The organism is Streptomyces sparsus, assembly GCF_054776295.1.
On sequence record NZ_BAAHCA010000075.1, the window covers coordinates 1 to 11256 of the forward strand.

At 72.9% G+C, this 11256-nt stretch carries 10 protein-coding genes; 8 read left to right on the forward strand and 2 right to left on the reverse strand.

The features are described from left to right. Nucleotides 1-437 (forward strand): anti-sigma factor (locus ACYVE9_RS07020; RefSeq protein ID WP_461026857.1); only part of this gene is annotated, 437 nt, incomplete at its 5' end. A gap of 77 nt (nt 438-514) precedes the next feature. Further along, entirely contained in the window at nt 515-1885 is a 1371-nt protein-coding gene (locus ACYVE9_RS07025) for a cryptochrome/photolyase family protein (protein ID WP_461026858.1), read from the forward strand. Between the two features lie 53 nt (nt 1886-1938). Here the strand turns inward: ACYVE9_RS07025 and ACYVE9_RS07030 are convergent, their stop codons facing one another. Both ACYVE9_RS07030 and ACYVE9_RS07035 read right to left on the reverse strand, forming a co-directional pair. Further along, nucleotides 1939-2517 (reverse strand): GNAT family N-acetyltransferase, encoded by a 579-nt coding sequence (locus ACYVE9_RS07030; protein ID WP_461026859.1) that lies wholly within the window; start codon nt 2515-2517, stop codon nt 1939-1941. Continuing rightward, on the reverse strand, nt 2507-4564 hold the full coding sequence (locus ACYVE9_RS07035; RefSeq protein ID WP_461026860.1) for a penicillin acylase family protein: 2058 nt from the start codon (nt 4562-4564) through the stop codon (nt 2507-2509). Before ACYVE9_RS07035 ends, ACYVE9_RS07030 begins: the two co-directional genes overlap by 11 nt. Nucleotides 4565-4666: 102 nt before the next feature. Between ACYVE9_RS07035 and ACYVE9_RS07040 the strand changes: the two genes are divergently transcribed. The 6 genes from ACYVE9_RS07040 to ACYVE9_RS07065 all read left to right on the forward strand — a co-directional run bounded on the left by ACYVE9_RS07040 (nt 4667) and on the right by ACYVE9_RS07065 (nt 11221). Continuing rightward, on the forward strand, nt 4667-5389 hold the full coding sequence (locus tag ACYVE9_RS07040; RefSeq protein ID WP_461026861.1) for a siderophore-interacting protein: 723 nt from the start codon (nt 4667-4669) through the stop codon (nt 5387-5389). A 197-nt stretch (nt 5390-5586) separates the two neighbouring features. Then, nucleotides 5587-7209, forward strand: coding sequence for a molybdopterin-dependent oxidoreductase (locus ACYVE9_RS07045; protein ID WP_461026862.1), 1623 nt, complete (start codon nt 5587-5589; stop codon nt 7207-7209). 81 nt (nt 7210-7290) lie between these two features. Beyond that, nucleotides 7291-7947, forward strand: a complete 657-nt coding sequence (locus ACYVE9_RS07050) for a fasciclin domain-containing protein (protein ID WP_461026863.1) — start codon at nt 7291-7293, stop codon at nt 7945-7947. Between the two features lie 118 nt (nt 7948-8065). Further along, the gene (locus tag ACYVE9_RS07055; RefSeq protein WP_461026864.1) at nt 8066-9025 is read left to right on the forward strand and encodes a LysR family transcriptional regulator; all 960 of its coding nucleotides are present in this window, start codon (nt 8066-8068) and stop codon (nt 9023-9025) included. Nucleotides 9026-9137: 112 nt separating this feature from the next. After that, nucleotides 9138-10295 carry a S1 family peptidase gene (locus tag ACYVE9_RS07060; protein WP_461026865.1) on the forward strand — a complete coding sequence of 386 codons (1158 nt, stop codon included), beginning with the start codon at nt 9138-9140 and terminating at the stop codon, nt 10293-10295. A 119-nt stretch (nt 10296-10414) separates the two neighbouring features. Further along, entirely contained in the window at nt 10415-11221 is an 807-nt protein-coding gene (locus ACYVE9_RS07065; RefSeq protein ID WP_461026866.1) for a helix-turn-helix domain-containing protein, read from the forward strand. Nucleotides 11222-11256: the final 35 nt, after the last annotated feature.

An 11256-nucleotide genomic window follows, 5' to 3' on the forward strand; every position in this document is an offset into this window, starting at 1 on the left:
CCGCGGCGGCGTTCGGCGGGGTCGCCGTGTGGCAGTACCAGTCCGCGCAGGACGCCCGGCAGCAGGCGCAGCAGGCCCAGCAGCGCACCGAGGACCTGGCCGAGGTGCTGGCCGCACCAGACGCCCGCATCGGCACCGACCGGCTGCCCGGTGGGGCGACGGCGACCGTGGTGGTGTCCGAGGAACGTGACCGGGCCGCCTTCCTGGCGTCGGGCATGCCCAAGCCGCCCGGCGACAGGGTGTACCAGTTGTGGTTCGACGACAACGGCACGATGCGGTCGGCCGGTCTCATGCCGTCGGCTGCGTCCGGTGAGGCGGTGCTGCTGGAAGGCAGAGTGGGAGAAGCCTCGGGCATGGGCATCACCGTGGAGCCTGCGGGTGGTTCACCGCAGCCGACCTCGGAGCCTCTGGCCGTCATGGAGTTCCCCACCGCCTGATCCGTCCGGTGCACGGGGGACACCGATTCGACCGGGGGGTGCGCACAGAACGTCAGCGAGCACAGGGGTTGAGCCGAGTGAGTGTGTCCGTGGTGCTGTACACGTCCGACCTGCGGGTGCACGACCATCCGCCGCTGCGGGCCGCGCTGGCGGAGGCGGACCGTGTGGTGCCGTTGTTCGTGTTGGACTCCGGGGTCCGGGCAGCCGGGTACGACGCGCCGAACCGCCGCGCCTTCCTCGCCGACTCGCTGGCGGCCCTGGACGCCGGGCTGCGGGAGCGCGGCGGGCGGTTGGTGCTGCGTTCGGGTGCGGTCGTCGAGCAGGTCCGTGCGGTGGTGCGGGAGACGGGCGCGGACGCGGTCCACGTCGCCGCCGGGGTCAGCGGTTACGCACAGCGCCGCGAGGAGCGGCTGCGGACGGCACTCGAAGCGGACGGGTGCTGCCTGCGGGTGCACGACGCGGTGGTGACGGCGTTGCCGCCGGGTGCCGTCACCCCGTCCGGGGGCCACTTCTTCTCGGTGTTCACGCCGTACTTCCGGCGCTGGGCGGAGGCCGGCGTCCGGGAACCGGTGGCCGCACCGCGCCGGGTGCCGGTACCGGACGTGGACTCCGTGCCGCTGCCGTCCTCGGCGGACGTGCCCGGCACCTCCCCGGCGCTGCCGGCCGGTGGCGAGGAGCAGGGACGGCTGCACGTCCGGCGCTGGCTGAAGGACGGGGTGGACGCCTACGCGGACCGGCACGACGACCTGCCAGGGGACGCCACGTCCCGGCTGTCACCGTTCCTGCACTTCGGCTGTGTGTCCCCGGTGGAGCTGGTGCACCGGGCCCAGGCGCACGGCGGAGCCGGTGCGCAGGCCTTCGTGCGGCAACTGGCCTGGCGGGACTTCCACCACCAGGTCCTGGCGGCCCGCCCGGAGGCGTCGGCCGCCGACTTCCGCACCCGGCACGACCGGTGGCGGACCGAGGACGACGCCGAGGACGAGATCAACGCGTGGCGGGAGGGCGCCACCGGCTATCCGGTGGTGGACGCGGCGATGCGCCAGCTGCGGCACGAGGGCTGGATGCACAACCGCGGGCGCCTGCTGGCGGCCGGCTTCCTCACCAAGACGCTGTACGTCGACTGGCGCGTCGGCGCCCGGCACTTCCTCGACCTGCTGGTCGACGGGGACGTCGCCAACAACCAGCTGAACTGGCAGTGGATGGCCGGGACGGGCACCGACACCAGGCCCAACCGGGTGCTGAACCCGGTCACCCAGGCGAAGCGGTTCGACCCGGACGGCGCGTACGTGCGGCGCTGGGTGCCGGAGTTGGCGGACCTGCCGGGCGGCAGCATCCACGAGCCGTGGAAGCTGTCCGGCCCGGACCGGGACACGCTGGACTACCCGCGACCCATCGTCGACCTGTCCGACGGGCTGGCCCGATTCAAGCAGGCCCGGGGTCTGGACTGACCCCGCGCGCCCCGTCCGGGTGACGAGCCGCGGCCCGGTGTCGGGGCCCGGTGTCAGCGGCCCGCGAGGGCGACCTCGCGTCGAAGGAAGGCGAGGCGGGCCCGCTTGCCCTCCAGGTCGACCTCCGGGCCCAGCTCGAAGCCGGAGCGGACGAGGCGGTCGAGGGCCTTGGTGTTGCGCGCGTCGGGCTCGGCGACGATGCGCAGCCGGCCGGGCTCGGCCAGGACCCACCTGACGAACTCGCCCAGCAGCACTTCGGTGAACCCGCGCTGGGTGCCGCCCTCGGCGGGGCCGATCATCAGGTGCACGCCGAAGTCGCCGGGCTGCACGTCGTAGCACTCGCCCACCGGGTCGGCCGCCGGCTCGTAGGTCTGGAACAGCGCGACCGGGCGGCCGTCGCGCAGGACGAGATAGGCGTGGTGCGTGGTCAGCGAGTCGAGGTAGGAGTAGATCTCCAGCACCCGCTCGCGGTCCGCGTCGCCCATCCCCCAGAAACGGGCCCGCTCCTGGCCGACCCATGTGTGGATGACGTCCACGTCCGCCGCGGGATCCACCGGCACGATGCGGACGGTGCCGAAGCCCTCGATCGTGTTCTCGTAGACCGCGACCCGCGTGTTGGGCTCAGTGGGCATGGTTCTCCTTCGTCAGGTGCTCCCAGTCGGTGCACACGGGTATCAGTTCGCCACGCGACCACAGCGGCAGCTGGTCGCGGTGGTGGGCGTCGCCGGGCACGCCCGAGGCGCCGAGCGGGACGATCCAGCGGCTGTCGTCCCGCCGGGCGAGGTCCCACACGAAGCGGGCCGCCGGGCCGCGGGCGCTGAGGTGCGTGTAGCCGGGCACGCTCGAGGTGGACAGCACGCAGTCGAGATCGCCGCCCAGCCCCGGCCACCGCTCCGCCGCCTCGGCCGTCGGTCGGGCCTGCCAGGGCACGAGCCGGTGCACCTCACCCCAGGGCGGGAGCTGCTCGTCCCGGGCCGCCACCTCCTCCACCGCCGCCCGCACGATGTCGAGCCGGTCGATGTTGGGCAGCAGCGCGGTGGTGAGCAGGTTCTCCAGTGCGAACGCGATCCGCGGCCCCAGGGCCAGCCACGGCTGGAACGTCTCCGGCCGGTCGATCGGGCCGGCCAGCGGCGCCAGGGACGGCTCGGCGGCGAACCGGCGCACGACGGCCGCCCGCACCTCCGCGTAGGCGGTCGCGTCGGTGCTGTCGGCGTCCATCCGGCGGTCCCAGGCGAGCAGGCGGGCGCGCAGCTCCGCCCCGGGCGGGCTGAGCCGCTCCAGCCGGTCCAGCAGGTTGAGCAGCGGGCGGGCCGACTCCAGGTGGGTGTCGGTGTGGATGGCCGCCATGGACTCGGCTGTCCAGGTGGAGGAGCGCCCCAGCAGTTCCCGGATGCGGTCGGCGCGGTGCGGCGGGGCGAACTCCACACCCAGCGGAGCGGCCTGGCCGCGCTGGTTGGCCATCACCGCGACGCCGTGCACCGCTTCGCGCGGCAGTTGCCCGTGCCAGCCGCGCCAGGTGTGCTCGGCGTCCCAGGCGTTGACCACCCGGAGCTGGTTGTCGCGGGAGCGCACCGGGACCCGGCCGGCGACGCGGTGCAGCAGACCGCCCCGGGTGTCCGCGGCCTGCACGACGTTGACCGGCTCCACCCACTGGTCCATCGCCCGGTCCACGTCGTCCACGGTGGTGGCGCGCAGCAGCGCGGGCAGGGCGCCGAAGCCCAGGTCCCGCCGCACCCTCGGCGGGCAGCGCAGGCTGATCGCGTCCGTGGCGTCCGGGCCGCCGATGACGACCGGCCCGCGGTCGGTCTCGATCAGCTCGACCTCGACGTGCGGGCCTCCGGCGACCTCGATGCGCTCCACCCGGTGGGACGCCGGCCGCCAGCCGTCGGGCCCGAGTGCCTCCAGCCCGTCACCGCGGCGGCGCAGCTGCTCCCGGTAGAGGTCCTGGTAGTCGGCCATGGCGTTGGTGATGGCCCAGGCGACCTGGCCGGTGTGGCCGAAGTGGGCGATGCCGGGCACTCCGGGCACGGCCAGCCCCACGACGTCGTACTCCGGGCAGGCCAGGTGGATCTGCTGGTAGACGCCGGGGTCCTCGATGAAGCGGTGCGGGTCGCCGGCGAGCAGTGGCGCGCCGGTGGCGGTCCGGTCACCGGTGACGAGCCAGCCGTTGCTGCCGGTGGTACCGGGGCCGTCCGTGGCGAACAGCTCGACGGCTCCCGGGCCGAGCCGCCGCACGACCTCCTCCCGCCACAGTTTGGTGGGGAAGCCGGCGAACAGCAGGTGGGTGGAGAGCCAGACACCGAGCGGTGTCCATGGCCGCCAACTGCCCGGGGCGAGTCCGGTTGCGGCGAACTGCGGTGCGCGGGCGGCACCTTCGGGCAGGCCCGCGTTGACGCCGTCCACGTAGGAGGTGACCCAGTCCCGGGTCTCCCCGTCGAGGCTGCGGAAGCAGCGGCGGGCGGTGTCGTCCAGTCGCGACTGCCGGGCGAGCCGGTCCCAGCCGACGGCGTCCGCGCCGAGAAAGGCGGCGGTGGTGCCCTGGGAGCGGTGGCGCTCGACCTCGAGCTGCCACGCGCGGTCCTCGGCGGCGTTGCGACCCTGCGCGTAGGCCAGTTCACGCGCGCTCCCGGCGCGCAGGTGGGGCACGCCCCACTCGTCCCTGCAGATTTCCGTGCTCACACGACCCCCGCTGATCTTTAGGTTAGGCTGCCCTAACTTATGGAATTACGGCGCCGGACGCAACGTGGCCGGGCGGGTTCCGGGACGAAGGGGAGCGAACCGATGGGTCACGGCTGGGAAGGCGTAGTGCTGAAGCTGCTGCGCGGCAAGGACTTCGTGTGCACCGTCACCGACAACGAGGAGGTGACCGAACGCTACCGGCGGCTGCGGTTCACCGACGGCGGCATGCTGGCCGCGACCGGCGTGCACCCGACGATGTGGGTCCGCCTGTGGTTCGACAACGCCGGCCGTCCGCACCAGCGGGCCTACACCCTGGTGGATCCGGACCCGCAGGCCGGCACCTTCGGCCTGGAGTTCGCACTGCACGAGGGGTGCGCCAGCGACTGGGCCCGCTCCGCCCGACCGGGCGACACCATCGACGCCACGGTGCAGGGCACGGGCTTCGCCCTGCCCGATCCGCTGCCCTCCCGGCTGTGCGTGGTCGGTGACGCCGCCTCGGTCCCGGCGATCAACTCGCTGCTCGACGCGGCCCCGACGGTGCCGGCGACGGTCTGGCTGGAGACCGACCACCCGTCCGACGAGCGGTTGCCGATACGCCTGGACCCGGCCCGGCACGAGCTGCACCGGGTGCCGCGCCGCGACGCGGGCGCGGAACTGGCGTCCCGGGTCCGGGCGGCGGTGGCGGAGTCGGCAGCCGGGACGGACGACACCTTCTTCTGGATCGCCTGCGACACCACGACCACCCGGACCCTCTCCACGTACCTGCGCAAGGAGGCCGCCGTGCCCAAGGAGCGGGTGCACGCGCTCGGTTACTGGCGCCCCTGAACGGCGCCGGCTTCCCCCGCACGGTGTTTTCCCGAGAAGTCGGCCGAACGCCCGTCCTGTAGGCGGCCTGCCGGCATCGCGGGCGGATATTCGGTGCCGCCGGAACGGCGGATTGGTCCGGAGCGCGCATTTCGTTCAATCATCCAGGGATTAATTCTTTCGGGTGAGGGGCCAATCCGCCGAACGCTCAGTGCCGAATGGGGGGTGTGACAGGAAAGAAAGCACCGACGGAGCCGGGGAACCGGCTGAGGCTCGCAGCCGCCGCACTGAGCGGCCTGCTGGCCGGCGGCGCTTCGCTGGCCGTCGCCGAACTGGCCTCCACAGCGGTCCGCCGCCAGGCCGGACCGGTCACCGCGGTCGGCGGCGCGGTCATCGACAGCACGCCGGCCGCGGTCAAGGACTGGGCCGTGCGGACCTTCGGCAATGCCGACAAGGTGGTGCTGCTGGGCGGCATCCTGGTGCTGCTGGCTCTCTTCGGCGTCGCCCTGGGGCTGCTCGCACTGCGGTACCGGCGCGCCGCGTCGGCCGGCGTGCTGGTCTTCGGCCTGGTCGGTGCCCTCGCCGCGACGGGCCGACCGGACGGGAGCGCGTCGGACGCCGTCCCCTCGGTGGTCGGCGCCCTGGCCGGCGCCGCGACGCTCCACTTCCTCGCCGGACGCCTACGGCAGCTCCCCGTCAGCGGTGACGCACAGCCCGGGGGAACCCCCGAACGGCAGGAGGCCGCCGCCGGTTTCGACCGGCGAGGGTTCGTGGTCGCGGCCACTGCCACCGCGGCTGCCTCGGCGGGCGCAGGCGTTCTGGGTCGGCGCCTGAACGCGTCCAGCGGGGCCGAGGCAGCCGCTTCCCGCGCCGACGTCGTACTGCCCCGTCCGGCGTCGCCGGCCCCGCCCGTTCCGCGCGGCGCCGACCTGCGGATCGACGGGCTCAGCTCCTTCACCACCCCCAACAGCGAGTTCTACCGGGTGGACACCGCCCTGGTCGTGCCGAAGGTCGACGCCACCCGCTGGCGGCTGCGCGTCCACGGCCGCGGCGTGCGGCGCGAACTCGACCTGAGCTACGACGACCTGCTCCGCCGGGACCTGGTGGAACGCGACATCACGCTGACGTGCGTGTCCAACGAGGTCGGCGGGCCCTACGTGGGCAACGCCCGCTGGATCGGCGTGCCGCTGGCCGACCTGCTCCGTGAGGCCGGCGTGCGGGCACCCTCGGCGGGCGGACCCGCCGACCAGCTGGTGGCCCGCTCGGTGGAGGGCATGACCTTCGGTTCCCCGGTGGAGACGGTGCTGGACGGGCGGGACGCGCTGCTCGCCGTCGGCATGAACGGCGAGCCGCTCCCCTTCCGCAACGGATTCCCCGTACGCATGGTCGTGCCCGGCCTGTACGGATACGTCTCGGCCTGCAAGTGGCTGACCGAGCTGGAACTGACGACCTTCGACGACTTCGACGTGTACTGGGTCAAGCGGGACTGGAGCCGCGAGGCACCCGTCAAGACCCAGTCGCGCATCGACACTCCCAAGCCCCTGGCCTCCCTCGACGCCGGAACCGTACGTGTCGCGGGCGTCGCGTGGGCTCAGCACCGCGGCATCGACAGGGTCGAGGTGCGGGTCGACGAGGACCCGTGGCGCACCGCCACGCTGGCCGCGGAGGCGACCGCCGACACCTGGCGGCAGTGGGTTTGGGACTGGCCGGCCACCCCCGGGCGGCATCGGCTGGAGGTGCGGGCCACCGACGGCAGGGGCCGCACCCAGACCGCGGAGCGCGTCGGGACCATCCCCGACGGCGCGACCGGGCGGCACTCGGTGGTGGTCAACGTGAACTGAGCCGCCATCACCGTCACACCGCCCCAGCAGCCCCCGCGGGACTCCGCAGCGGAGTTCCACGACACACCCAGGAGAAGAACCATGAACGCCATCCGCATCCGTCGCAGCATCGTCGCCATCGCCGCCGCCGCCGTGCTGCCGCTGGCGGTGACGGCCTGCTCGTCCGAGGACAGCGCGGACACCGCCTCCGCCGAGTCGACCGCGCCGGCCAACAACGAGCAGGACGCCACCGACGGGCCCACCGAGGAGGCCACTCAGGCCAAGGCGCCGTTCGGCCCCGGCTGCACGGCCGTGCCCGAGGACGGCGACGGCAGCTTCGACGGCATGGCCCAGGACCCGGTCGCCACCGCCGCGTCCAACAACCCCGCCCTGTCCACGCTGGTCACCGCGGTGAAGGAGGCCGACCTGGTCGACACGCTGAACAGCGCCGAGGACATCACCGTCTTCGCCCCGACCAACGACGCCTTCGCCAAGGTCCCCGAGGCCGACCTCAAGGCGCTGCTCGCCGACAAGGACCAGTTGACCAAGGTCCTCACCTACCACGTCGTCGGTGAGCGCCTCGCCCCCGCGGACCTGGAGGACGGCGAGTTCGAGACCCTGGAGACCAGCAAGGTCACCACGGCGGGCTCCGACGAGGAGTACACCGTCAACGACGACTCCAACGTCGTCTGCGGCAACGTGCAGACCGCCAACGCCACCGTCTACCTCGTCGACTCCGTGCTGATGCCGAAGTCCTGACCCTCGCGTGCGACGGCGCCGCCACCGGTACGAACGGTGGCGGCGCCGTCGCACGCCCGGGCAGAACCTGAGTGAAAGGTGTATTGCCCCGACCCATCGGGGGCCGTAATTTCGCCCCATGGAATTGGAGTTGCGGCACCTGAAGGTCATTCGGGCAATCGACGAGGCAGGCAGCCTCACCCGGGCGGCCACTTCGCTGGGGCTCGCCCAATCAGCGCTCAGTGCACAGCTCAAAAGGATCGAGCGGGTATTGGGCGGCGCGCTGTTCGTGAGGGATCGCGGCGGAGCACGTCCCACGCCGCTGGGTGAGCTCGTCCTGGACCGGGCGCGGGTGCTGCTGCCGGCGATGCGGCAGCTCCAGGAGGACGCGCAGCGGTTCTCCCAGACGTGGGGCGACAGCCTGCGGTTCCGCATCGGGGGCACGCACGGTCCGCTGCTCGGCGCGCTCGTGGACCGAATATCGAGCATGCATCCCGAGGCGCCGGTCGGCACCGTCACCTCCTGGTCGGTGTCGGAGATCTGCGACCTGGTGCTCACCGGGCGCCTCGACTTCGCCCTCATCGGGGTGTGCGGGGAGAGTTCGCCCCCCGCCGCCGACCAGTTGACCTGGCAGTCCGTGGGACGGGACCCGGTGTTCGTCATGCTGTCCGAACGCCACCCGCACGCCGGTGAAGGCGAGTTGGACCTCGGCAAACTCGCCGAGGAGCGCTGGGCCAACGCCCCCGGTGACGGCTGCTTCGGGGACTGCTTCACCGCGGCCTGCACCCGTGCGGGCTTCACCCCGCTCAGCATCTTCGAGACCGACACCGCCTCCTGTGTGCACCTGGTGCAGGTCGGGCGAGCGGTCGGCCTGTGCCGGGCCACCTTTCCGCCGACGCCTGGCATCGTCACCATGCCGCTCACCGGCACCCCGCTGAGCTGGCGGCACCTCGTCGGCCACCACCCCGACTCGCCCGCCGCCGTCGGCGCCCCGACCGTGGCGCTGCACTCCCGGCAGGTGCACGGCGAGGCGGCGAGGCGCAATCCGCGCTACGTGCGCTGGTTGGAGGCCAACGCACGTTACGGCACCGCCGAGTGACTGTCCGGAATCCGGTTCCATCACACCGCAAGAGGGATCCACTGGCGTGTACACGCCATCGGCATATCCGGCTAGGTTTCTGCCTGCACCCCCAACACTGAGGAGAACCCCCATGCTCCACAGACGCAGTGTGATCGCCTCGGCAGCCGTTGCGATCGCCGCGCTCGGTATCACCACGCTTCCCGCCACCGCGGGCGCGCTGGAGGCACCGCAGGCACCCGCAGCCAAGGTCACGGCGAAGATGCCCGCCGGAATGCTCAAGGCCATGGAACGCGATCTCGGCCTCACCCCGGCCCAGATCGAGACCCGGGTCGTCGCCGAGGCCAAGGCCGGCAAGCTCGCCCCGGCCCTCGCCAAGGACCTCGGCAGCCGCTACGGCGGTGCCTGGGTCTCGGGCAAGTCGGCGAAGCTCGTCGTCGCCACCACCGACCGCGGCCAGGCCGCCGCGATCGAACGGCGCGGCGCCTCCGCCAAGGTCGTCGACCACAGCCTGAAGTCACTGGAAGCCGCGGTGGCCAAGCTGGACAAGGCAGCGGCGAAGCAGAACTCGCAGGCGGCCTCGCTGTGGTACGTGGACGTCAAGTCCAACAGCGTGGTGGTCAACGCCGCGAAGCCCGCCAAGGCGAAGAAGCTCGTCGCCGCCAGCGGCGTCGACGCGGACGCGGTCCGCATCGTCCAGTCGGACGAGCAGTACCGCACCTTCTACGACCTGGTCGGCGGCCAGGCGTACTACATCAACAACTCCGGCCGCTGCTCCATCGGCTTCTCCGTGCGCCGCGGCTCGACCCCGGGCTTCGCCACGGCCGGCCACTGCGGCCGGGCGGGCGCCTCCACCCAGGGCTACAACCGGGTCGCCCAGGGCACCTTCCAGGCCTCCTACTTCCCCGGCCGTGACATGGCGTGGGTCGCCGTCAACCGCAACTGGACCCCGACCCCGCGCGTCCAGGGCAGCAGCTACAACGTGGCCGGCTCCACCCAGGCCCCCGTCGGCTCGTCGGTGTGCCGCTCCGGCTCCACCACCGGCTGGCACTGCGGCACCATCCAGCAGCACAACACCAGTGTCACCTACCCGCAGGGCACCATCTCCGGCGTCACCCGGACCAGCGTCTGCGCCGAGCCCGGTGACTCCGGCGGCTCCTACATCTCCGGCCGCATGGCCCAGGGTGTGACCTCCGGCGGTTCCGGCAACTGCCGGACCGGTGGCACCACGTTCTACCAGCCCATCAACCCGATCCTGTCGCAGTACGGGCTCACGCTCGTGACCGGCTGATCACCTCGCTACGACCGGCGGCCCGCCGCGATCCGCAAGGATCCGGCGGGCCGTCGCCGTGTGCGGACACCTGCCCGGGCACGGCGACGGCCGGAACGGGGCCGGTCTAGGGTCGGGGCATGACGGTGGGGACGCTGCTCCGCGGCTGGCGGAAGCGGGCGGGTGTCAGCCAACTCGAACTGGCGCACCGGGCGGACTCCTCGGCCCGGCACATCAGCTTCATCGAGACCGGCCGCACCCGGCCCGGCAGGAAACTGCTGCTGCGGCTGGCGGACCACCTGGACGTACCCGTGCGGGAGCGGAACTCCCTGCTGCTCGCCGCAGGTTACGCCCCGTGCTACCCGCAGACGCCGCTGGACGATCCCTCGCTGAGCGCGCTCCGGGACGGCCTGGAACGCATGCTGGCCGGCTACGAGCCCCACCCCGCGGTCGTCCTGGACGGCACGTACACCGTGCTGGCAGCCAACCGGGGTGTGCCGCTGCTGCTGGACGGCGTGGCACCGCACCTGCTGGAACCGCCGCTCAACGCCATGCGGCTCACCCTGCACCCGCAGGGCATGGCGCCCCGCATCCGCAACTACCGCCAGTGGCGGGGGCATCTGCTGGCCCAACTGGACCGGCAGCTCGCCCTGGTGCGGCACGCCCCGCTGCGTGAACTGTACGAGGAGGTCGCCGGCTATCCGCCGCCGCCGGGGCTGCCGGCGGACGAACCTGCAGGCGAGCGGGCCGCGTTCGCCCTGCCGCTGCTGCTGGAGCACGCCGGCCGGACGCTCTCCCTGCTGTCCGCCGTCACCACGTTCAACGCGCCCACCGACGTGACCGTGTCCGAGCTGGCCGTGGAGACGTTCCTGCCCGCCGACCGGCAGACGGCCGAGTTCCTGCGCGCCTCGGCCGCCGAGGAGGGCACGGCCCCGGCGGACCACTGACCCGCCCCCGTCCGCCGCGGCCGTCAGGTGCCAGG